Here is a 23,605-nt window from a genome sequence, read left to right on the forward strand (position 1 = left end):
GGTTGCATTGTCTCACATTCTAAAGACGGGCGTATGGCGCCCGGCCTCGGGCACCGAGGTCACGATGGCCAGGCACAGCCCGAGGACGTCGCGCGTTTGACCCGGCTCAATCAGACCGTCGTCCCACAGCCGCGAGGTTGCATAGTAAGGATCGGATTGTTCCGCATATTGCGCGCGCACTGCGAGCTCGATCTTCTCCAGCTCCGCCTGCATCTGCCTCTCGTCGCCCCCCTTTTGACGACGCAACTCCATCATCACGCTTGCTGCGATGTCCGCTGACATGGTGGCAACTTCTGCCGTCGGCCATGCAAACAGGAAGCGCGGCGCAAATCCGCGGCCGCACATTCCATAGTTACCCGCCCCATAGGAGCCGCCAACGATCATCGAAAGTTTGGGCACTTTGGCCACCGACATGGCATAAACCAGCTTGGCGCTATTCTTGGCGATGCCGCCGCGCTCGGCCTCCGTGCCGACCATGAAGCCTGTGACATTGTGCAGGAAGATAAGGGGCAGATTTCTCTGATCGCACATTGAGACGAACTGTGCACCCTTGAGCGAAGAGTCCGACAGAAGCGCGCCGTTGTTACCCAAGATGCCGACCTGATAGCCGTGAATACGTGCAGTGCCACAGACCAGCGTTGCCCCCCAATCGGGTTTGAATTCGTGGAACTCACCGGCATCGATGATGCGCAACAGGAGCTCGCGCACGTCATAGGGCTCCTTACGGTCGCCGCTCACGACACCCAGAAGCTCCTCGGGATCATAAAGCGGACGGCGCGGTGGAGCTGTGGGCGCGGTTGGGCGTGTCAGCCCCAGACTAGCGACGATATCGCGCATGAGTGCGAGCGCGTGATGCTCGTTTTCGGCTAGATGATCGCTCACGCCCGAGACGCGGGTATGCATCTCGGCCCCCCCGAGGGTCTCGCCATCGACTTCCTCGCGGATCGCCACCTTGACAATCGAAGGGCCACCCAGATGAATGCGGGCATTGCCGCGCACCATGATGACCTCGTCAGAGAGCGCGGGAATATAAGCTCCACCAGCGGTGCAGCCGCCAAACACTGCCGATATCTGCGGCAGCCCCGAAGCCGACATGTTGCATTGCCGATAGAAGGCGTTGCCGAAATCGCGCCCCCCAGGAAACACTCGGTCCTGCTCGGGCAAATAGGCACCGCCGCAGTCAACGAGATAGAGACAAGGCAGCCGATTTTGGTCAGCGATCTCCTGTGCGCGAATGTGTTTCTGCACCGTCTCGTGATAGAATGATCCGCCTTTGACCGTAGCGTCGTTGGCGATCAGCATGCAGTGCAGGCCGTGGATGATTCCAATGCCAGTGACGATGCCCGCACCCGGTACCTCGCCGCCATACTGCCCCCATGCCGCCAAGCTCGAAAGCTCCAGAAATGCCGAGCCGGGATCGACCAGGACGTCGATGCGCTCGCGCACCAGCAACTTGCCGCGAGCGCGGTGCCGCTCAACAATTTCAACCCGTCCACCACCTGTGGCCTCGGCCATTCGGTCGCGCAGAAGCGCTATGCGCGCCTTTTGTGTAGCGCGGTTGCGAATAAATCGTTCAGAGGCGATGTTGAGTGATGAAGAAAGGCTCCTCATTCGTTCTTCTCAGACTGTTCACCGGTGCTACTGTCGCGGATGCGTCCAGAGCAATTGCCGTTTTCTAACATCCGTTTGATTTTTGTCAACGTCTTCGGTAAGCTGCATCTGCGGAGAGTGCACGTGTGCAAGAAATGGCAATCTGACCATCATCGGCGAGTCGTTCTGGGAATAATATTGGAAAGCGGAGATGAAGAGAGAAATCGGAAGTCGCTTCGCCCCTAGTTTAATGCTCGGTCAGGTTGCACTTGTCACCGGAAGCGGCTCTGGCATGGGCCGCGCTACCGCGCTTGAAATGGCATTCTGCGGTGCAAAGCTCGTGCTTTTCGCCCGCCGCGAGGATCCGCTGCAGCAAACCGCCGAGATGATTCGTGCCCAGGGCGGCGAAGCATTGGTAATCTCAGGCGACATCCGAGATGAAGCAAGTGTTACTGCTGCGATGCGCCGGATTAAAGAGAATTACGGGCAGCTGGATGTCCTGGTCAACAACGCTGGTGGGCAATATGTTGCCGCCGCACGCGATATCACCAACAAGGGTTTTGAGGCCGTAGTGCGTAACAATCTAGTTGGATCATGGCAGATGACGCGCGCTGTCGCCGATCATTTCATGTTCGAACATGGCGGCTCCATCGTATTCGTGACGGCGGTCAGCCGCACCGCGTTGACCGGCTTTGCTCATACCGCCGCTGCACGCGCCGGCGTGACCGGACTGATGAAGACCCTCGCCGCCGAGTGGGCACAATACGGCATTCGGCTAAATTGCGTAGCACCCGGCACTGTAAAGACGGAGGCGCTCGGTCGCTATCCGATCCCACCACAGAAATGGAATGAGTTTAACCGCTCCGTTCTCAACCGCATGGGCGCGCCCGAGGATGTCGCTGGCGCGATTGTCTTTCTTGCGTCGAAGTTAGGTAACTTCATCACCGGCGAAGATTGGTACGTAGACGGCGGCGAAACCCTTCACCTAGCACACGATGCCCGTGACATGATCAACACCGAAATGTTTGCCAACCGTCAACGCGGAGATCGCCGACATGGCTGATTTTGTAACCGTTCCGCATCCGGAGTATTGCTTGCGCACCCTCGCATTTTGACGGCGCTCGAGCGGCCTACAGAGGAAAGCACTGAAATGGGTTGCTGTTGTCAAGACAACGCCGCTTCCCCTCGAAGAGTCAAAATCTCCATGAACTGAAAGAAACCGCGCTTATTTTTTTCAATAGTCATCAGCTAAGGTCGCACCGATGCTCCTCAAAGACCAGCAACGCTTTGAGCAAATCAGCACTCTCTGGATCACGAGAGCCAAGGGTTTCATTACCCACATGAACTTGCGGATTGAGGGGCACGGGCCTGACGGCGTAACCGTCCGGATGCCGTTCAATCCCGCTTTTTGTATCGACGAGCCACCAACTCTTCTCCATGGCGGAGTGCTGACTGCGCTGCTGGACAGTGTATTCGGGCTGGTCAATTTCATCGCGATCGACGACATCAGCACGATGGCCACGCTTGATCTGCGCGTGGATTATCTTCGACCGGCACAATCCCGCGCCGACGTGTTGGTCCGCGCCAAATGCTATCACCAGACCCGCCATATTGCCTTCAATTCCGGCGTTATCTGGTTCGATGATGACAAGGGCGACGAAGTCGCACGTGGCTGTGCTACCTTCGCTCTCACACGAGGCGAGAGAAATCTTTTCGATATCCAGACAACACCGCGGAAACCAGAATGACGCCCGAGGAAACGAACACGCTACTGATGAAGAGGCCCTTCTTCAGGTTCCTCGGCTTTACCATCGTGAACATTGAGGAGGGACACGTCGCTGCCCAAATGCCCTTTTCCGAAAGCTATATAGGTAATCCTGTCATGAACTACTATCATGGCGGCATCATTGCCAGTGTTATGGAGGCGGTGGCATCCGTCGCAGTTTGGCAAGATCTTAGGAATCGAAGTCCGAAGCCAATCAACCTTACGGTTGACTACCTGCGGCCCGCCATCGCAGAGCCGTTGAATGTGCGGGCGACGGTCTTACGAAAAGGGCGTCGGATGGCAAGCGTCGAAGCCGTGAGTTGGCAGGCGGAGCCGGAGATTTCTGTCGCCAAAGGGCTATTTCATTTTCTGCTCGCTTGAGAGCGCGATCGCTTATCGCCCGACAATAACGCAGGTGACAGACCTTGGCACTAACCGGCCTGCAAAGAACAAATACATTATCAAGTACGATACAAAGGCCTCGTAGTTCCGCCGAAAGCCTAGATCGTCATAGCAGTTCCGATCAGTCAGCGTTACGTGTTCGGCTGCCAGAAGCTTGATCCTTCAGCCGATCTTCGAGAACGTGACGCTGGACTTTGCCGCTGGTCGAACGCGGAAAATCATCGAACGCAATGAACCGGATCTCCCTTGGCCGTTTGTATCCGGCGAGGCGTTCGCTGCAGAGCCGCAAGATTTCATCGGCGGATATGTTTGCCTCGTCACAAGCGACGAACGCTACGGGCCTTTCTCCCCATTTTGGATCACTAGCCTTGACTACCGCCGCTTCCAAAACTGCTGGATGAGCCAGTAACACTCGCTCGATCTCGGCTGGGTAAACGTTTTCACCTCCGCTCTTGATCATGTATTTTACCCGGTCAACGAAATCCACACGTCCATCAGGAAGCCGCCGAAATGTATCGCCCATATGGAACATACCGCCTCTGAAATCTACAGCATTGGTTTCCGGCGCATTCCAATAGCCCGAAAAAAGCGTGGGTCCTCGGACCACCATTTCACCCGGCTCGCCATCAGGTACGTCGTTGTCAAGCGGATCGACCAGCCTGATCTCGCAGAATGAAGAAATGCGTTTGGCGAGATCGGTCGGCGTCACTCCGACCTCTATTACAGAACCGCTTGCTGGCGGAAGACCGGTCTCCGTTGCGCCGAAGGAATTCAGATAGGGAGCGTCAAGCAGGCGGGTCAATTCCGCAATTTGATGCCGCGGTACGAGATCCGCCATGGCGCCACAGATTTTGATGCCTTTGATGGGTGTTGGTCGCGCTTTTCGCTCTTCGATGAATGCGTCGACCACACCCGGCATCATCACCAGCCAACCAATCTTGTGCTGAGACAACGCCATATTGATCGCTTCCGGCTGGAAGCCGTTTATGATGACGACCGTACCACCCCGCATGAGTGTCGCCAGCATATGGTCGGTCGATGCCATATGAAACATGGGCGCCCAAGCAACGAACGCGTCACGTGGGTCCAGCATTAATTCAGCCGAAAAAGCCATCGCACGCGCCACATGTGCGCGATGGCTGACAAGTGCGCCCTTGGGCAGTCCCGTGGTTCCTGAGGTGAAAAGAATGGTCAGCCCCTCCTCATCACTTTCAAGCAACGTGCCGAGCCGAGAATCGAGGGCGGCCGACGAGCTCATTCGACTCAACTCAGGGCCGACTTGGATTGTCGGCAATTCCGACACGGCTGCAAACGTCGCATGTAATTCCGGCTCGACGACAGCCATCACCGGTTCCACCAGTTCGATGCAATGCTTGAGTTCAGCCGGCGAAAGTCGCCAGTTCAAGCAAGCAACGATGGCCCCGATTGCAGCTGCAGCCAGCTGCAGTTCGACGTAATCAGGACGGTTATGCGAAAGGATCGCGATACGGTCGCCAGGATTGACACCTCGGCCGAGCAGCGCGGAAGCAATCGCGTCGACCCTCTTCAGAAGGTCACCGTATGAAACGGTTAGCCCCTCATACTCGATCGCGGCACTGGATGGCTGTTTTCGTGCACAGGTTCTGAACAGGCCATAGACGTTGGCCTGACCCGCAGCCAGGAGTATTTCCGGCATCAATTCCTCCCTCGGTCACTCTAACCAAGTCGCATTCCTGCCGTTGTGATAGATCGCTCTGCGATTTGGCCGCCCTTTTCGAATGAACGCTAACACCGCCGTCGACGTACGGTTTGCAGCATATCTAAAATTGAGTTGCCGCAGCACCACTTCCGTCGAGCAACTTAGCCATCTCGGTTTTTTCCTCAGCTAAACTTTACGGTACTTATCGAGTCCGCCGGAATGCATCACACGGCCCATTAGTGGTGAACCAATTATCTTTTCGGCATAAACGGAAGCGGCAATGAGCTTATCGAGATCGACGCCAGTCGCAATGCCCAGTTCATGGCACAAAAAAACTGCATCTTCGGTGCAGACATTCCCGGCCGCGCGCGCATGGCCGTGACCGGCAAACGGGCATCCGCCCAGTCCAGCGACGGAGCTCTCAAACATGTCAACGCCCATAGAAAGCGCCGCATAGATGTTGGCTATGCCGAGGCCCCTGGTGTCGTGCAGGTGCATGCCGATGCGCGCATCCGGCTTGATTTCCCTTATCGCCCCGATCATGCGCTTAACTGCCTCAGGATTGCCCCACCCCATCGTGTCGGCGACAACAAGGATCGGTAGCGGAATATTTTCTTCTGCGCAGAGATCCAGCACGAAACGGAAATCGTCTAAGACCCGGTCCTGCGGGATCGGTCCTTCGAAGTTGCATCCGAATGCGGTCATCACATATGCCGTGTCGACAGTGTAGCCCTCCTGCTTGTAGAGGTTGACCCATTCGCGCTGCTTCTCGCGCATCTCCATCGAGGAAGCATCGTTGTTCTTTCGCGAGAATGTGTCGGATGGATAGAACAATAGCCGCGGATCGATATCGACTTGAGGCGCTGCGAGCGCCTTGCGAAAGCCCTTGTCGTTCAGCCAGAGCGACGTGTATCTTACGCCATGCACCCGCCTAATGCGCTTGAACAGCTCGGCTGTATCGGCCATTTGGGGCACCTTTTGGGTGTTGACGAAGCTACCTACCTGAATCCGCTTCAGCCCGGTTTCGCTGAGCATATCGATCAGTTCGACCCGTTCTTCGATCGGGTAGATCTTTTTTTCGATCTGAAACCCCTCGCGGGGTCCCTCTTCTCTAAACTCGACGAATTTTGGAAAATCGCTCATGAACTCTCACTTTCTAAGGGAGTTATCTCGACGATTGGCTGCCCTCGGTCCACCATTGCGCCTCGCGAGATGGATATATTTTTCGCCACTCCCGAAACCATCGCCTTTATCGAGATCTCAAGCTTCATGGACTCCAGGATCGCCACAACCTCGCCGGCCGCTACTGAGGCCCCCTCGTCGATCAATACCTTCACAATTGTGCCGGTTAGAGGAGACACGAGAATGCGGTCCGCAGTGCTATCTACTTCAGCGAAAGCCAGCGATGTCGACGCTTGGTACAGCAGACGGCCGCCAGGCGTGTCGATTTCGATCGAATTGCCTCGGACGCGCGCTTCGATGGTAATCGTTTCGTCCTCATGCGTGATCTGCAAGCGGCCGCATCGAAGCTCAGTTGCGTTCAGCGCCAAGGGCATGCTGTCGTCGCTGTAGACAACAAAGAGGTTGTCATTTCCCACCGGGCTGACGCGCAGCTCTTTGCCGGATGTTCCCGGATGCGCGAGGATCACACGCTGGCCTGCCTCGTCCAGAGCGCCGCCAAGGCCGAGCCGCCAACCGGTAAACCTATCACGGTTGCGCCAAGGGTTGGCATCGCCGTCGGCGCGGCCACGGGTGACGAACAGAACGGCGGCCACCGCCTGCCACAGCCGCCCATCCGAGCGCTGCGGAGCGGCGGTTAGTGCATTGATGCAACTGTCGATCCAGCGGGTATGCACCTGCATTCGCGCAAAATCGGCGTCTCGGGTGAGTGCAGCAAGAAAGGTACGGTTCGTCTCGACCCCGTCCACAACCACGTGATCCAACGCTTGAGCCAGGCGCGCCAGCGCCGCATCCCGATCGGAATGATGCACGATGAGCTTTGCAATCATCGGATCATAGAAAGGGCTAACACTGTCGCCTGCCTCAACGCCACTATCAATCCTAAGACCGTCGGGCAGCGAAATCGCCGTGATCCGCCCTGTTGAAGGAGAGAACTGCATCCGCGGATCCTCGGCGTAGAGCCGAGCCTCCACAGCATGCCCCGTGCAGGTGATCTGATCTTGGGTCAGGCCCAAGCCTGCGCCCTCTGCGATGCGCAGCTGCAGCGCCACGAGGTCCAATCCGGTGACCGCTTCGGTTACCGGATGCTCGACTTGGATTCGGGGATTGACCTCCAGAAAAAAGTACTCTTCGCCTAGCACTAGAAACTCGACAGTGCCTAGCCCACGATAGTTCAGCGCCTCCGCAAGCCGGACCGCATCCTGGGCGATGTGATCGAGAAGTGGCCGCGGGAGACCCCAGGCGGGAGCTTCCTCGATCACCTTCTGATGGCGGCGCTGTAGCGTGCAGTCGCGTTCGAAGAGGTGCACCACGTGGCCTGTGCCATCACCGGCGATTTGTATTTCGACATGGCGCGCCGCAGGCAGGAAGCGCTCGAGCAAAAGTCCCTCGGAGCCGAAAGCGGATTTCGCCTCGCGCTGCGCGCTCTCGATGTCGGCCTTCAGCGTAGCCTCATTGTCGATCAGCCTCTGACCGCGCCCACCGCCGCCCCCAACGGCCTTCAAAAGAGCCGGAAGCCCAACTTCTCGTACCGCCCGTGCGATTTGATCGGGGTCGGACATGACACCATGGCCTCCGGGAATGACCGGCACGCCGGCGGCTGTCGCGGCCTTTTTAGCACTGGCCTTGTCGCCGAACCGCTGTAGTGTCTCGGCGGTAGGGCCGACGAAGATCATACCGGCGGCCTCCACCGCACGAGCGAAGTCCGGATTTTCCGCGAGGAAGCCATAGCCGGGATGGATTGCGTCCGCGCCGGCTTGCCGAGCGGCCGCTATCACCGCGTCGATCCGCAGATAACTTTCGACAGCCGGTCCGCCTCCGATCCTGAGCGACCGACCGACTTCGCGCACATGCAACGCCTCGGCGTCAGCGTCAGAATGGACGCCGATCGGAACGATTCCGAGCGAGCGAGCCGTGCGTGCGATCCGGCATGCGATTTCGCCGCGGTTGGCAATGAGAAGAGACTTAATACGCATGGTGTCGCGCACCTAAAACCGAAAAACGCCGAAGTGACTGTCGACCTTCGGACGTCGGGAAGCTACATCCAGAAGCAGCGCCAGCACATCGCGCGTTTCAGCGGGTTCGATAACGCCGTCGATCCAAAGATTCGAAGCGAAATTGTACGCGTCTTGAAATGTCTCGTACTCCCGGCGAATTGGAGCTTTAAAGACCTCTTCCTCTTCGGCCGTCCAAATTTTACCTTCGCGGTCATTGATCTGGGCACGCACTTGGGCCAGCACGCTCGCTGCCTGCTCTGGCCCCATGATAGCCGCGCGTCCGTTCGGCCAGGCAAACATGGCGTCCGGCTGAAACGGTCGGCCCAACATAGCGAGGTAGCCCGCGCCGTAGGAGCCGCCGGTAATCACCGTAAACTTCGGCACGCGGGCCGACGACATAGCAGTGATCATCTTGGCGCCAGCCTTAGCGATGCCCGCCTGTTCCACTTCGCGACCGACCATGAACCCATTAACGTCGACGAGAAAGACCAGCGGAATGTCGCGTTGCACGCATAGATTTATAAAATGAGCCGCTTTCAGAGCTGCCTCGACGAAAAGCACTCCGTTGTTGGCCAGGATGCCGACCTCATGGCCGTGAATGCGAGCCCAACCAGTTATTAATGTGTCGCCATACAGCGGCTTGAACTCGTGCAATTCGCTGCCATCGACCAGCCGCGCGACGATTTCGCGATTATCCGTCGGTACCTTGGCGTCACGACTGACGATGCCGTAAATTTCATCAACCGGATAAACGGGAGGCTTCGGAACGATGGGGATTTTCCGAGGACTGGTCTTTTCGCCCAGATGTGCCACGATTTGCCGAGTAATCGCCAGCGCATGGGCGTCATTCTCGGCCAAGTGGTCGGTCACGCCGGAGATCGCGCAATGCATCTTCCCGCCGCCCAAAGTCTCGGCGTCGACCTTCTCGCCAGTCGCGGCAAACGTTAATTCGGGCCCGCCAAGATACATAAATCCTTGCCCGCGCACGATCACGACCTCATCGCATAATGCCGGGATATAGGCACCACCCGCGGTACATGGTCCCATCACAACAGCAATCTGCGGTATGCCATCGCCCGACATGCCCACTTGGTTGTGGAAGATGGAGCCGAACTGGCCTTCGTCGGGAAAAATATTTGCTTGTTCGGGCAGAAAAGCCCCACCACTGTCGACCAGTGTGATCACTGGCAGCCGGTTGGTCCAAGCGACGCGCTGGGCGCGAACGTGTTTCTTGCTCGTCATCCCGAAATAAGTGCCGCCCTTTACGGTGGCGTCGTTTGCAATAATCATGCAATGCCGGCCCTCGATCATGCCGATGCCGGTAATGATGCCAGCGCCAGGGGGCACGCCTTCATATTTATTCAAGCCCGCAAGTTCACCCAGTTCCAAAAAGGGGGTGCCTGAATCAATCAGCCGTTCGACGCGATCACGCGGCAGGACCTTGCCCTTCTCCTCGTGTCGCTCCCGTGCCTTCAGCGGGCCGCCGGCACGTTGCTCCAGCCGCAGTTCGTGCAGCCTTTTGATTCTCGCGCGATAGTGCGTCTCATTGGCCCGGAAATTCTCCGAACCCTTATCGAGAAGTGATTTAAGGATTGTCATGACAGATCGGGGTATTTGCGAAGAGTGAGCGCAACCTTCGCCGCGCCGGGTTTCTCGAATGTGTCGGGCTTCACAATGCGGACGTCGGCCTTGAATACCAGCGCATCGCGAAGACGCGTCTCGATCTTGTTTCTTAGTTCGTCGTCCCTGTTGGGCGGACGGTGGGGTCCGCGTTCGACAATGATTTTGAGTGCCGACTGCGTCGTATGCCCCTCGAAATCGGCAACAACGCGGACAACCCCGTTGGTCTCGGGCATCATTTCGTTGATGATGCTGTGGATGGCTGAGGGGAAGACGTTGGCACCGCGGACAATCAGCATATCGTCGGCGCGACCGATACAACGGATCTTTGGCCCTGTTCGCCCGCACGAGCAGCTGGTGGCCAGGACGTCAATGTAGTCGCCGGAGCGGAAGCGCAGCAGCGGGCTCGCCTGACGGCCTATCGCCGTATAGACCATCTCACCACGGGCCCCGTCCTGGAACGGGATAATCTTGCCAGTTTCGGGGTCGAGCAGCTCGGTAATAATGTAGTCCATACTGACCATGTGCATGCCCGACTGTTCGTCGCACTCGGCCCAATAGGTCACACCGAGGTCCGTGCCACCAAGTAACTCGGTGCATTTTGCGCCCCACAGCTCCTCAATGCGGCGGCGGACGGTGGGGATGCCACCGCCCGGCTCGCCACCCACGATGACCCGCTCGACGCCAAGCTGCGATGCGGGAATGCCAAGGATCTCAGGCGCTTTCTCACCCAAGTGCAGAACAAAGTTTGGCGCACCGACCACGCAGCGCGGGCGGATGTCGGCACAAGCTCGGATGAGACGGTCGGCACCGCCATCGGCACCAATCGGGATGTCGATGGCGCCCAAGTATTGCAAACCTTGCATGACCGGGATGCCGCCAACAAAGCCTTTGGCCAGCGAGAAGGCATGCAGCACCATGTCGCCGGGCCGCACGCCGGTTGCGAAAAAACAGCGTGCCGACATTTCATGCCACATTGCGGCGTCGGATTCGGTCAGAGCCACGTAAGATGGGCTGCCTGTAGTGCCGGAGGACGCCTGCATCTGAATTATATCTTCGGGCTTGGCCGCGAGGTGGAGGCCGAAAGGCTTGCGAGCGGCAAGACTGTCGCGGATCTCCGCTTTGAACGTGTAGGGCAGCTTCTGCAGATCATCGATAGTGCGCACGTCGTCGAACCTCGCACCGGCCGCGCCCAGCTTCTTCTGATAGAATTCCGAGTTGGCCTGCAAGTAGGCCATCTGCGCGATCAGCTTCTCTTCTTGAATGCGTCGGACTTCGCTGAGCGGCGTTGTTTCGATCGCATGCCAGCAGCGCGCGCTTGACTTGTCGTGAGCGTCCGCTCGTCGGAAACGCATCCCGAGATTCATTGCTTAACCTCCTTGCCGATCCGCAGCTCTCAGTAAGAGCGTGGCAGGCCCATGATCTTTTCGCCGATGAAACTCAGACAAAGCTCGCGGTTCACTGGGGCCGTGCGCAGCAAGCGCATCAGTGGATATAGCTCGTAAATGCCGGTATCTTCGGTAAACCCCGATCCGCCATGAGCCTGGAGCGCCGCATCCACCGCCTCGATGCCAGCCTCCGCCGCAGCATATTTGGCCATATTGGACGAGGCGCCAGCGGGTAGGCTGTTGTCGAATTCCCAAGCGGCGCGGCGGGTCATGAGGCTCGCCATTTCGACTGCGGTGTGGGCCTTGGCCATCGGATGTTGGACACCCTGATGCGCACCGATCGGCTGGCCGAAAACGTTGCGCTGCGACGCATAGGCGACGCCTTTATTTAGCGCGAATCGGCCAATTCCGCAGCATAGAGCAGCCAGGATGATGCGCTCGGGGTTAAGCGAGTCGAAAAGAATCGAAAAGCCTTCGTCCACTTGGCCCACAACATCTTCGGGACCAAGATCAACCTCGTCGAAAAATAGCGTCCATTGTTCTTCGGGTAGTGGAATCGAAATCTTCACCCGTTGTTTGTCGACGCCTTTCTTTTTCAGATCGACCGCAAAAAGCGTGAAGCCATCGGTCTTGCGCTTGACCTCTTCGTGCGGCTTGGTACGGGCTACTACCAAGCAGTAGTCCGCGACATCAGCGCCGGTAATAAAGGTCTTTTCCCCCGATAATGAAAAGCGGTTACCTCTTTGCCTTGCCAATGTTCGAGCCTTGATCGTGTTCGAACCAGCTCCGGGCTCTGTGATCGCAAAACAGAACTGGATTTCGCCACGACAAGCCCGCGGCAGGAGCTCCTTTTTCTGGAACTCGCTTCCATGGTTCGCAATATGCGCCAAGGACATGGTCGGCCCGACGACCATCATCAGAAGCGGAATACCGTGATTGGCCGTCCCCTCCATGAACAAAGCCATCTCAGTCATGCCGAGGCCGGCCCCGCCAAACTCTTGAGGCACCATAAGCCCCAGAAATCCATCATCGGCGATCTTAGAGAACATCTCTCGCGGAAAAACATGCCGACGCGCATGATCGAGCCAATAGGCGTTGTCGAAACGCTGTGCCAACTGGGCGCCGTATTCGTAGATCTGGCGCTGCTCATCGTTCAAGTTGAAATCCATATTGAACTCCGACGCGGTGTTATTGTTCAAATCTCGGCTCGCGGCGATTGGCGAAGGCATCCAGCCCTTCGGCCACCTCCGCTCCCGGCAGGTGACGCAATGCAGCGTCGCGCTCAAGACGCATGCTTTGGTCGAGCGTCAGTTCCAGACCCTCGCGACCCAGCCGTTTCATCTCAGCCATGCCCTGCCGCGAGCGCGTGCCGATCTTCTGGCAGTAAGCCAAGGCCGCGCTGTGGAGTTGATCATCGGCCACGACATAGTTTACGAGTCCAGCCTCCTTGGCCTCGTCCGCCTTCAACCAACGCGCAGAGAACATCAGATCGAGCGCTCGGCGCAGTCCCATAAGACGGACCAACCGCTGACTGCCGCCCCAACCCGGAATGAGACCGAACTGCGCATGCTGATCACCAAATTGCGCGGTCTCCGCCGCGAAGCAGACGTCGCACGACAGCATCAATTCGATGCCCCCCGCCAGGCACAGCCCCTGGACCGCCACGACCACCGGTAGGGGACTCTGCTCGAGCCGGCGCAACACGCCTATGCCGAAACCAATGAAGCGATCCAGCGCCGCCGGATCGTCCATCTTGCCTTTCACTTCGACGAGGTCAGCTCCGGTGCAAAAATGTTTGCCCTGGGCGCAGATCAGAACAGCGCGAACCGAGCGGTCGGCCTCAAATTTCGCACGACCGGCATCGATAAGCTGATGTACCTCGAGCGAAAGACAGTTGAGCTTCTCCGGCCGGCTCAACTCGATGATCCCGGTGCTGCCTTCGGTTCGGATCTTGACCGGAACGCTCATTTTCCCGCCCCCTTCGCTCTCTTGTCGTATTGGAGCGCCACGCGCCCTACCTTCTCGCGCGCTATGACGAGCTTCTGGATTTGCGCCGTGCCGTCGCCGATTTGAAGCCCGAGCACGTCGTTGTGACGCTGATGGTGCGGCAGGTCGGTTGTGTAGCCATAGTGCCCGTGCAAAATCAGGCACTGGTGGATGATCTCGCAGGCAGTCTTTGGCACATACCATTTGCACATGGCCGCCTCGGCCGTATGCGGCATGCCGCGATCGCGCAGGTCGAGGGTATAGTAACAGAGCTGGCGCATCATCGTCAGTTGCGTCTCGGCCTCGGCGAGCGGAAAGGTGACGCCCTGATATTGAGCCAACGGCGCGCCGAACGCCTCGCGTTCCTGGACATAGGCCCAGGTCTCGTCGACAGAGGCCTGCGCCGGACCGAGGCACTCCAGCCCGATCAGCGCGCGGCTATAGTCGAAGCCCGCCATGATGGTCCCGAAGGCTCGGTCCTGTTCGCCCATCAAGCATTCAGCCGGCACATGGACATCATCGAAGAAAACCGAGCCACGGCCGACCGGCTTGGTGCCGATGTCGTCAAAATGGGTCCGCTTGATCCCCTTTTCCGTCAGGTTAACAAAGAAAGCGCTGACGCCACGCGACCCGCCTTTTGGATCGCCGGTGCGGGCGAAGACAACTGCAGCGTCTGCCTGCGCAGCAAAGCTCATGGAGGTCTTTTCGCCATTCAGCCGCCAGCCATTACCTGACTTCTCGGCGCGCAGCTGAAGATTTGCCGCGTCCGAACCGCCGCGTGGTTCGGTAAGGCCAAGTCCGATCACCGCGTCCCCTGCAATCACTCGCGGCACCCAATCGCGGGCGATGTCCTCCGAGGCGTGTTTTGCGACCATGCCGCCCATGAGCGAGCCCAGGAGTTGCACGTAGCTGACGTTGAAATCGGCATAGGCGATCTGTTCGGTGATCAACCCGGCCGTGACGGAGCTTTCACCCATTCCGCCAAACTTCTCAGGAAGATCCGGCGCAATCAGACCGAGCGAGCCCATTTCACGGATCAGTCCCCGATCGAGGACATGGCCTTTGGCGCGCTTTTGATAGCCATCGGCCAATCTTTCGCGCGCAAAACGCCGTGCGACCTCCCGAAAGGCGAACTGATCTTCGGTCGGCTGAAAGGGCATTGAATGATCCTCCCGCGGAGCGTCTTAAATCGACTTTCCAAGAAACCTAACAAACGTTAGAATACCCGGCAAGTGCCAAAGGGAGGAAAATTATGAACACGACGGCTTCGTCGACCTACGCCAGATTGCTCTCACCGCTCAAGGTCGGGCGCCACGAAATGCGCAACCGGATCATCATGGGTTCAATGCATACCAAGCTCGAATGCAAGCCCGACCCGATCGCCGCGCAACTTGCCTTCTATGTCGAACGTGCGCGCGGCGGCGTTGCGCTCATCGTCACCGGGGGGTTTTCGCCTAACGCCGAAGGCGTGCTTGACGCTCAAGGACCGCGGCTCGACGATCCCGAAGAGGCCCAGGCGCTTCGCCCGATCTGCGATGCAGTACATCACGAGGGCGCTCTCATCTGCGCGCAGCTCCTTCATGCAGGGCGCTATGCAAAGATTGCGGGCTGCGTGGCGCCTTCCCCAATTCGGGCACCAATCAACCGCCATATCCCGCGCGAGATGCTCGATAGCGACATTCTCCGCACAATCAGCCAATTCGCCGAGGCGGCAGCGAACGCGCAGGCTGCAGGCTTTGACGGTGTGGAGATCATGGGATCCGAGGGCTATCTCATTAACGAGTTCACGGTGACCCACACCAACAAGCGCGAAGATGCTTGGGGCGGCAGCGCGGAGAACCGCCATCGTTTTCCTGTCGAGGTCGTGCGCGCGGTGCGCCAGCGCTGCGGTCCGGATCTACTGATCATCTATCGCATTTCGGCTGCCGATCTCATCGAAGACGGCGCACCGGCGGATGAGATCGCCGCCCTTGCCCGCAAGGTGGAGGCCGCAGGTGCCGACATTATCAACACTGGAATTGGCTGGCACGAGGCCCGCGTGCCTACTATCGCCTACCCCGTGCCACGAGGAGCTTGGCGCAAGGCCGCCGCACGGGTCCGCGCTGCCGTCTCCATCCCCGTGGTCGCGTCCAACCGCATCAGCACCGCGGAGATGGCCGAGGACATCCTCGCGAGCGGCGATGCAGATCTCATCTCTATGGCGCGGCCAATGCTGGCCGATCCGTTCTTCGCCAACAAGGTCCGCGATGGACGAGTGGACGAGATCAATACCTGCATCGCCTGCAACCAGGCTTGTCTGGACTACATCTTCTCTGGCCGCGCGGTGAGTTGCCTTGTAAATCCTCGCGCTGGCCGCGAGTCCGAGCTGCGCGATACGCCCGCGGAGGTCCGGAAAAAGATCGCGGTGGTCGGCGGCGGCGCGGCGGGGATGGCTACCGCAACGGAAGCGGCGCGACGCGGTCACTTTGTTTCGTTGTTCGAAGTTTCTCAAACGCTCGGAGGACAGCTTACGCTGGCGCGCGCAGTTCCTGGCAAGAATGAGTTCGACGACACTCTGCGTTACTTCCGACGCCAGGTAGACAAGCACGGGGTCAACCTGCATCTTGGCCGCCGCGCCTCCCCCGAGGATCTGAGCGGGTACGATCATGTGGTGATTGCTACCGGCGTCAGCCCCCGCATCCCCGATCTGCCGGGCGTTGACCATCCCAAGGTGGCAACCTATGCGGAAATCCTATCGGGCACACGGGTCGCGGGAAAGACCGTCGCCATCGTGGGCGCTGGCGGGATCGGCTTCGACGTGGCCGAGTTTCTCGTCACTCCTACCGCCGAGGCTAACGGCAGCGAGGCTTTTTTCGACACTTGGGGCGTGGATGGAAATTTCTCCGCGCCCGGCGCGCTCAAGGCTGATCCGCAAGCACCGGTGGGCGGCACCCGCAAAGTCGTCATGCTGCAGCGTAAGACCACTAAGCCCGGTGACGGACTCGGCGTTTCCACGGGCTGGATCGTTCGCAACGCGCTACGCAAATACGGCGTCGAGATGTTGGGCGGCGTCAGCTATGAGCGAATCGACGATGAGGGCCTACACATCAAGATCGCCGGCCGACGTCAGGTCATCGCAGCTGACACGATCGTGCTTTGCACCGGGCAGGAGTCTGAGCGCGCGCTTCACGCCGCACTGATTGAGCGCGGCATCCCGGCCACAGTAGTCGGCGGGGCCAAGGAAGCCACCGAACTGGACGCCTTACGCGCGATTGACGAGGGCATCCGGCTGGCACAATCGCTTTAAGGGTGGATGATATCGTCTGTTGACATTGGTCTATGTAGGGCCTCAAGAGGTTGTTCCTGGCTAAACCGAGTCGGCTGATGGGAGTGTTGGCCTTCAGACTACCATGCGGCCGATGCCAATTGTAGCGATGAGCCAATGCACCAGCTCGGCTGATCGTTGATCTGAGTTCTGGTAGGCGCGGGCATATGCCCATTCGCGAAGGGAAGTTTGGATGAAGCGCTCGGCCTTGCCGTTGGTCTTCGGGGTATATGGCCTGGTGAAGATTTGGTGAAAGACCAAGGCGCCTGCAAGCTGCTCGGAACATCCTTGAGCGGTAGCACGAGCCATTATCAGTCATCACGCGCTCGACGCGGACTCCGAGCCTGGCAAAGTAAGTGACAGCGGCCTCAAGAAAAGCCACTGCACTTTCCTTGCGCTGATCGGCCATCACCTGCACGAAGGCGATGCGTGAAGCATCGTCGATGCAGACATGGACGAACTCCCAGCCGATGCCATGGTGGCGATTGATCGCGCCGGGATACCGCCCGGTGATGCGATGTCCCACAGAGCCGATCCGGCCGAGCTTCTTGATGTCGAGGTGGATAAGCTCGCCGGAGTGCTCGCGCTCATAGCGGCGGATCGGCTCGGCCGGCTCCAGCTCGGCCAACCTGTTCAGGCCGAGCCAGCGCAGGATGCGGCTGACGGTTGCGGGCGATATTCCGACTTCGGCAGCGATCTGCCTGCCCGTGTGGCGCTGCCGACGCAACGCCTCGACAGTGGCACATGTAGCTGCCGGGGTTTGGCCTGGCAATGAATGGGGCCGTGAGGAACGATCCCGCAGCCCATCCACGCCTTCTGTGCGGAAGCGGGTGACCCACTTGGCGACAATCGTTGGTGATGTTGAATTGGCGCGTGGCTGCGGCCTTGCTGAGCCCTCCTTCAACAACACTGCGCACCATGGCCTCTCGACCTTTGGGCGTCAGAGGCGCATTCTTGTGAGTGTCCATTCGATCCCCCGCGAATCACTGTGTGTTTGGCGACATCAGCGTTCACGGTTGCGGTCGAATGGACAACCTCCTGAAAGCTCACAGCTAGCCCGCTCGCAGCGGGCCGTCGGCATTGCGGCCAAGCTATCGAAAAGAAACCTGTTGGGGCACCGCGCCTCGAAGGACCGACAATACCATACCAAAGCGGCGATCCCCCTTGGCGGGGCGGTCGATGAGTTGCAGCCTGTCGCTCCCTTCCAAGACGGCGTTCAGCGGCCTTTGTTCCTCAATGCAGCGATGGGAGCAATGACCTCGGGATTCTGCAACGGCGACAGGTCGCCCGGATTCTCGCCCAGAAACGCCGCGCGGACGACGCGGCGCATGGTCTTCATACTGCGAGTCTTTGGCAGCGCCTCGACAAAGTGTATCTCGCGCGGGCGGAAAGGTTGGGAGACCGCGGCGGCTACATTGTCCTTCAGTTGCTCCACCAAGGTGTCGTCGGTTTTCACGCCGGGGGCGAGGACGCAGACGCAGACCACAGCTAGGCCCTTTAGATCATCCGGCGCTGCAATTGCAGCGGCGTCGATTACATTACCAGTGGCGGTTAGTGCGGCCTCGATCTCGGTCGGGCCGATACGCTTGCCGGCAATGTTGAGTGTGTCGTCCGAACGGCCGAGAATGAACCATGTTCCGTCGGAATCGCGGCGCGCCCAATCGCCATGCCGCCAAACGCCGGGGTAATCGGACCAGTAGGTCTCGAGATATCGCGAGTGATCCCGCCAGATCGTCGGGGTCAGGCCCAGCGGCGGCTTGGTGACCACCAGCTCGCCCATCTCGCCGTCTGTCGCCTCGGACCCATCCGGTCGCAGCACTTTCGCCCCGACGCCCAACGCCTCGCTGGAAAAACCGCAGGGCCGCAACGTGTGCAGCACGGTCGACGTCAGGATTGCGCCAAAAAGCTCAGTCCCGCCGGAGATGTTGAGTGGCACCGCCCTGTGGCGGCAGATGTGTTCCAGATGCCAGAGCCAGGCATCCTCGGTCCAGGGTTCGCCGGTGGAAGCGACGATGCGCAGAGCGGAGAGATTGTACCGCGCCAGCGGACCGGGATCGCTTCTCATAAACTGTCGCACCAACGTGGGCGCGACGCCAAGATGGGTAACGCCGTGTTCGCTCGCGAGGCGCAGCAGGCGGAATGGATCGTCCGGCGTGGAGGGCGCCCCTTCGGCCAGCACCAGTGTCGCGCCCGCCAGAAGCGTCGAGATCAGGGTCAGCGGGCCCATAACCCAGCCCATATCGGTCATCCACAGGTGCCGGTCCTCGCGCTTCAAGTCGAGGCACAACAAGAAATTGGTCGTTGCCGCCGCCTGCACACCGAGATGCGTGTGAACCACCCCCTTGGGCCGGCCGGTTGTCCCAGAAGTGTAGGCAATCATCAGCGGCGCCTCTGATGCAACCGGAACAGGTGCAAAATCCGCCTTTGCGGCCCCGACTGTGGCAGCCCAGTCCAGATCCCGCCGTGGGTCGGCGGCGCTGCCGCCGAAGCGGCGCAGGCTGATCACCGTGTGCACGCTGGATACGTCGGCCAGAGCCTCAACCAGCACGGATTCCATGGGAACAGGCCTGCCGCGACGCCTACTCGCATCGGCCGTCAAAACCGCTTTGGCCGTGCAGTCGTTCAAGCGTGCCGCCACGGCCGGCGCCGGGTATCCGGAGAACAGGGGGACGGCGATAGCGCCGAGCCTCGCAACGCCCAGGAGGGCCGCTTCGATCTCGGGCACCATCGGCATGTAGATGCCAACCGCATCACCCGCGCCTACGCCGCGGGCGGCCAGGGCGCTGGCAACCCGGGCGCTTTCGCAGGCGAGATCGCGGTAGGTCCAGACGCGCCGTTCCCCGTCTTCGCCGATCCAGTCGATGGCGGCTTTTTCCCCGAGCCCAACTTCGATACGAGCGTCAAGGCAAGTCTCGGTGAGGTTGAGAGTGGCGTCCGCGGCCCAACGGATTCCGGCTGGCCCACCGCTCACGTCCCGCAACGTTCGGTAACGACGCGAAAAGCGCACGTTCGCAAGATCGAGAATTTGTGACCAGAACCAATCGGGTTCAGCGTCGGCCCGCGCGACGAGACTTTCGTAATCTGTCAGGCCGCAGCGCGTGAGAAAAGCTCTGATCGCGCTGCAGTCCTGGATGTCTTTAGATGGCGTAAACATACCATTTCATCCGATACGGTATCTCGGCACGGTCCGGCCGTATCAATCCACAAGTTGAGGGCGCCGCCGTCGCGCGCGTCATCCATGCATCGTCAGCCCGCCGGAGACCGAAATCACTTGGCCGGTGATGAAACCAGCGTCGTCGGAGGCAAGGAAGCAGATGATCCCCGGGTAGTCGGTCGGTTGCGCGAGCCGTCGCATCGGAATGGAACGCTTGAGACCTTCCGCGATTTTCTCGCCACCTTCGCCCTTCGAGAATTCGGCGAAAAGCGGTGTGTCGGTCGGCCCTGGGGCCACGGCATTGAGCTGTATTCCCTTGCGCGCCAATTCCCGCGCCACTGTCTTGGTGAAGGCGATAATGCCGCCCTTGCAGGCCGAGTAAACAGCTTCGCCTGAGGAGCCAACGCGGCCCGCGTCGGAACTGATATTGACCACGCGCCCGCCTCCGTTTCTAACCATGCCCGGAAGTACCGCGTGATGCATGTTCAGGGGACCGTAGAGGTTAATGTCAATAACCTTTTTCCAGAGCGTTGCGTCGGATTCCAGGAAAAGTCGAGGGACGTCCCAGCCGGCATTGTTGACCAGAACATTGATGGGCCCGCCTTTCTCCACCTCGGCCACAGCCGCATCGACTGCCGCACGTTCGGTGATGTCAACGGCGTGGGCAGTCGCTTTGCCACCTGCGTCCCCTATGATCTTCACAGTTTCAGTCGCACCCGCGGCATTTATGTCGAATACGGCGACCTCGCTGCCTTCTTCGGCGAATCGCTTGCATACTTCGCGTCCGATCCCGCTGCCGCCGCCGGTTACGATTGTCCGCTTCCCTTTTAGCCCGCGCATGGTTATCACCCCTCCCTTCCGCGGATACGCCATAGGTGTTCTAACCTTAGGCGACCAAATTCTAACGTATGTTAGATTATCGCACTTGCTATTTCGATGTCTAGAGGCAAATTACACAATATGAATTCGCCCTCACCGCAGCTTGGAACTACTGGAAAAAATCATGGCAAGTCGGAGCAGACGCGCGCCCTCATCCTGAGCGCCGCCGCGAAGCTATTTCGAGATGAAGGATACGATGCCACGACGCTCCGCAAGATCGCGAAGGCTGCGCGTATGGAGGCGGGTAGCCTATATTATCACTTTGCGTCGAAGGAGGCGATCTTCGACGAAATCCTTCGATTGGGCGTACGGCACGTTTTCGACGCCGTGCAGAAGGTCCGAGAGGATTGCCGGCTCTCCGGCAGGGATTTCCGACAGACATTCGCCTTGATGATCGACGCGCACTTGACGTATTTCCTGAAAGAAAGTGATTTCACTTCGGCAAATATCCGAAATTACTCGAGGCTTCCTCAGGACATGCGCGTGACCCATCGACCACTGCGCCAAGCCTACACCTCCGTGTGGGACAATTTCTTTGCAGAGGCTCAAACGGCCGGGGACATTCGGAGCGACATCAAAGTCGTACCGCTGCGACAGTTCGTGCTGGGAGCAATGAATTGGACAGTCGAATGGTATGATGCGACGCGCTATCCCGTAAGCATGCTGTCTGAGCGCTTGTGTAAACTTCTTTTGGACGGAATGTCCACCGCACGCGGCATGCCATTGAAACAGCCAGGTCCAATCGAACTGGAAACCCTGGACCTGATTGATTCCGACGACAGCAAATCATCCCGCACCCGCGTCCAAGTGCTCTCCGCTGCAGCGCGGATTTTTCGCGACAGAGGGTACAAGGCTGCAACAATGCGAGATATCGCGCAAGAAGCCGGCATGGAAGCAGGCAGCATCTATTATCATTTTAATTCAAAGGATGAGATACTCGACGAAGTGCTCGATATTGGATTGCGAGCGGTCCTGCGCGGAATGTCGTCGACCATTTCGAAGACACATCAGTTTCCCGATCACCGCAGCCGGATCGCCGCAGCGATCCGTACCCATATGGAGTACCTCTTTCGTTTGAGCGAATTTACGTCTGCGAATATCCGCATTTTCGGGCAGCTACCCAAGAAGGTGCGAGCACGTCATCAGCCAATACGACACAAGTACGCGAACCTTTGGGATGACTGCTTACGCAAAGCGCAGGAAGCGGGTGAGCTGCGCTCCGATATCAAGGTTGTGCCTTTGCGGCAGGCCATGCTGGGAGCGCTCAACTGGACTGTAGAGTGGTTCAATCCAGAAAAGGGCCAACGCGATGGATACTATTCGCTGTCTGAATTGATTGTGATGTTGCAGAGCCTACTGTTGGATGGCCTTCAGTACGATGCCGGTCCTTCGCTTCACCATCGCGACTTGCCCTCTACGAGCAAACGAACGAGGCGGCGCGCCTTGCGCGCTGGATCTCACGCCGGCTAAGCGTCTTTCTTGTTTACAATCAGCGACGCGTTCTCCTCCAGGAGATCGATAAATTCCACGCCATCGGCCCGGATTCGTGCACTGGTGGCAAAAGCTTCGATGGCACGTGTTTGGGCCATGATACGATCGGCGCCGGGCTCGGCGACGAGCAAGAGGCGCACGGTATCCCGATCGTTCTCGCATGTCACAACCGCCTGGGCGGCGCGCACGCCTGGGGTCGCGATAACCACTTCTTCGATGGCGCGGGGGTAGACGAAAATCTCACGGACTTTTACGGCCGCGCCGACTCGTCCCTGCAAGGCCGAAAGACGCGTAACGCGACCATCTCCGTCACTCTCAAGAGCGAAGCCGCTATCTCCGGTGCCGAAGCGGATCATCGGCCAGTTGGCGTCGCGTGCGGTCACCACGATCTCACCGGTTTCGCCGGCGGCCAAGGGTTCCCCACTGATGGGATCGCAGATCTGCACCACGTGATTGGGATGCGCAACATACCCTTCGCCGTCATCCTCATAAGCCACAAGACCCAGATCGGCCGTCGCATAGGCGGCCCAGGTTGTAACGCCATAGTCCGCTTCGATACGACGCCGTTTCGCCATCCAGTCGCCCATCTCGCCGCCGAGGAATGCTGATCTGACCTTCCAAGCGTTCCGCCCATACGCCTCGATTACCGTATCCGCCAATGTAAGGAAGAATGCCGTGCTGGCGCAGACCGCGGTCACGCCGGTTTCAACGATGATCTGCGCCTGCAGCTCACGGTTTCCCGTACCACCGGGAATGACCGTCGCGCCGACTGCACGCGCTGCTTCGTCGAACAAAAGACCTGCCGGGACCAGATGATAGGACCATGTGTTCAGGAGGAGATCGCCCACCGTGATCCCCGCAGCCTTGAACAGCTCCTTGAGGCCGTGCCCGCCACCTCCCGCCAATGAGGGCTCGAAGATCGGTCCGGGCGACACATAGATCCGCGACAGGCTTTCGAGATCGGCTGCGAGAAAGCCTCCAAAGGGCGGATTTTCCCTTTGGAGTGCCAGGAGCTGTTCTTTCTTCAGAACCGGCAGGCGAGAGAGATCCCTCAATGATCTGATGCTTGCCGGGTCGAAACCCGCCGCATCGAAGCGTGCCTTTAGGCCGGGCGCCTTACGTGCCGCCTGGCCATAGGCTGCAGCGATCTTCCGGTAAATCGCGTCGGGCAT

Annotated in this window: 17 protein-coding genes and 1 pseudogene; 5 read left to right on the plus strand and 13 right to left on the minus strand. The window is 59.1% G+C overall.

All coding sequences use genetic code 11. The annotated features are described in order from the left end of the window. Positions 1 to 12: 12 nt before the first annotated feature. A complete protein-coding gene (locus ASG57_RS35945; RefSeq protein WP_057199256.1) occupies positions 13 to 1,611 on the minus strand; it encodes an acyl-CoA carboxylase subunit beta in 1,599 nt (532 codons plus the stop codon). Between the two features lie 190 nt (positions 1,612 to 1,801). Here ASG57_RS35945 and ASG57_RS35950 point away from each other — a divergent pair, with 190 nt between their 5' ends. The 3 genes from ASG57_RS35950 to ASG57_RS35960 all read left to right on the plus strand — a co-directional run bounded on the left by ASG57_RS35950 (position 1,802) and on the right by ASG57_RS35960 (position 3,736). Beyond that, the gene (locus ASG57_RS35950) at positions 1,802 to 2,653 is read left to right on the plus strand and encodes an SDR family NAD(P)-dependent oxidoreductase (protein ID WP_057199257.1); all 852 of its coding nucleotides are present in this window, start codon (positions 1,802 to 1,804) and stop codon (positions 2,651 to 2,653) included. 199 nt (positions 2,654 to 2,852) lie between these two features. After that, on the plus strand, positions 2,853 to 3,338 hold the full coding sequence (locus tag ASG57_RS35955) for a PaaI family thioesterase (protein ID WP_057199258.1): 486 nt from the start codon (positions 2,853 to 2,855) through the stop codon (positions 3,336 to 3,338). Further along, positions 3,335 to 3,736, plus strand: a complete 402-nt coding sequence (locus ASG57_RS35960; RefSeq protein WP_057199259.1) for a PaaI family thioesterase — start codon at positions 3,335 to 3,337, stop codon at positions 3,734 to 3,736. Before ASG57_RS35955 ends, ASG57_RS35960 begins: the two co-directional genes overlap by 4 nt. Before the next feature lie 142 nt (positions 3,737 to 3,878). On the opposite strand, the gene ASG57_RS35965 is transcribed toward ASG57_RS35960, so the two are convergent. The 8 genes from ASG57_RS35965 to ASG57_RS36000 all read right to left on the minus strand — a co-directional run bounded on the left by ASG57_RS35965 (position 3,879) and on the right by ASG57_RS36000 (position 14,765). After that, positions 3,879 to 5,432 carry a class I adenylate-forming enzyme family protein gene (locus ASG57_RS35965; RefSeq protein ID WP_057199260.1) on the minus strand — a complete coding sequence of 518 codons (1,554 nt, stop codon included), beginning with the start codon at positions 5,430 to 5,432 and terminating at the stop codon, positions 3,879 to 3,881. A 189-nt stretch (positions 5,433 to 5,621) separates the two neighbouring features. Then, positions 5,622 to 6,578 (minus strand): hydroxymethylglutaryl-CoA lyase, encoded by a 957-nt coding sequence (locus tag ASG57_RS35970; protein ID WP_024343089.1) that lies wholly within the window; start codon positions 6,576 to 6,578, stop codon positions 5,622 to 5,624. Beyond that, complete coding sequence (locus ASG57_RS35975; protein WP_057199306.1) at positions 6,575 to 8,590, minus strand: acetyl/propionyl/methylcrotonyl-CoA carboxylase subunit alpha; 2,016 nt, start codon at positions 8,588 to 8,590, stop codon at positions 6,575 to 6,577. Before ASG57_RS35975 ends, ASG57_RS35970 begins: the two co-directional genes overlap by 4 nt. 12 nt (positions 8,591 to 8,602) lie before the next feature. Continuing rightward, a complete protein-coding gene (locus ASG57_RS35980) occupies positions 8,603 to 10,210 on the minus strand; it encodes an acyl-CoA carboxylase subunit beta (RefSeq protein ID WP_057199261.1) in 1,608 nt (535 codons plus the stop codon). Beyond that, on the minus strand, positions 10,207 to 11,598 hold the full coding sequence (locus ASG57_RS35985; RefSeq protein WP_057199262.1) for a phenylacetate--CoA ligase family protein: 1,392 nt from the start codon (positions 11,596 to 11,598) through the stop codon (positions 10,207 to 10,209). The genes ASG57_RS35980 and ASG57_RS35985 overlap by 4 nt, the downstream gene beginning before the upstream one ends. Before the next feature lie 29 nt (positions 11,599 to 11,627). Continuing rightward, positions 11,628 to 12,818 (minus strand): acyl-CoA dehydrogenase family protein, encoded by a 1,191-nt coding sequence (locus ASG57_RS35990; RefSeq protein WP_230646582.1) that lies wholly within the window; start codon positions 12,816 to 12,818, stop codon positions 11,628 to 11,630. Then, on the minus strand, positions 12,808 to 13,587 hold the full coding sequence (locus ASG57_RS35995; protein ID WP_057199263.1) for an enoyl-CoA hydratase/isomerase family protein: 780 nt from the start codon (positions 13,585 to 13,587) through the stop codon (positions 12,808 to 12,810). Before ASG57_RS35995 ends, ASG57_RS35990 begins: the two co-directional genes overlap by 11 nt. Further along, positions 13,584 to 14,765, minus strand: coding sequence for an acyl-CoA dehydrogenase family protein (locus ASG57_RS36000; protein WP_057199264.1), 1,182 nt, complete (start codon positions 14,763 to 14,765; stop codon positions 13,584 to 13,586). The genes ASG57_RS35995 and ASG57_RS36000 overlap by 4 nt, the downstream gene beginning before the upstream one ends. 92 nt (positions 14,766 to 14,857) lie before the next feature. On the opposite strand from ASG57_RS36000, the gene ASG57_RS36005 reads away from it, so the two are divergent. Continuing rightward, a complete protein-coding gene (locus tag ASG57_RS36005; RefSeq protein WP_057199265.1) occupies positions 14,858 to 16,891 on the plus strand; it encodes an NADPH-dependent 2,4-dienoyl-CoA reductase in 2,034 nt (677 codons plus the stop codon). 40 nt (positions 16,892 to 16,931) lie between these two features. On the opposite strand, the pseudogene ASG57_RS37430 reads toward ASG57_RS36005, so the two are convergent. The 3 genes and pseudogenes from ASG57_RS37430 to ASG57_RS36020 all read right to left on the minus strand — a co-directional run. Beyond that, positions 16,932 to 17,877: pseudogene (locus ASG57_RS37430) on the minus strand (IS481 family transposase); the annotation flags it as partial. A 248-nt stretch (positions 17,878 to 18,125) separates the two neighbouring features. Beyond that, positions 18,126 to 20,063, minus strand: coding sequence for an AMP-binding protein (locus ASG57_RS36015; RefSeq protein WP_057199266.1), 1,938 nt, complete (start codon positions 20,061 to 20,063; stop codon positions 18,126 to 18,128). Positions 20,064 to 20,141: 78 nt separating this feature from the next. Continuing rightward, positions 20,142 to 20,903: a glucose 1-dehydrogenase gene (locus tag ASG57_RS36020; RefSeq protein WP_057199307.1), complete on the minus strand. Its 762-nt coding sequence runs from the start codon at positions 20,901 to 20,903 to the stop codon at positions 20,142 to 20,144. 120 nt (positions 20,904 to 21,023) lie between these two features. Between ASG57_RS36020 and ASG57_RS36025 the strand changes: the two genes are divergently transcribed. Beyond that, a complete protein-coding gene (locus ASG57_RS36025) occupies positions 21,024 to 22,412 on the plus strand; it encodes a TetR/AcrR family transcriptional regulator (RefSeq protein ID WP_063997042.1) in 1,389 nt (462 codons plus the stop codon). Here the strand turns inward: ASG57_RS36025 and ASG57_RS36030 are convergent. Beyond that, positions 22,409 to 23,605 (minus strand): phenylacetate--CoA ligase family protein, encoded by a 1,197-nt coding sequence (locus ASG57_RS36030; RefSeq protein WP_057199267.1) that lies wholly within the window; start codon positions 23,603 to 23,605, stop codon positions 22,409 to 22,411. The genes ASG57_RS36025 and ASG57_RS36030 overlap by 4 nt on opposite strands.

Source organism: Bradyrhizobium sp. Leaf396 (genome assembly GCF_001424605.1).
GTDB classification, from domain to species: domain Bacteria; phylum Pseudomonadota; class Alphaproteobacteria; order Rhizobiales; family Xanthobacteraceae; genus Bradyrhizobium; species Bradyrhizobium japonicum_C.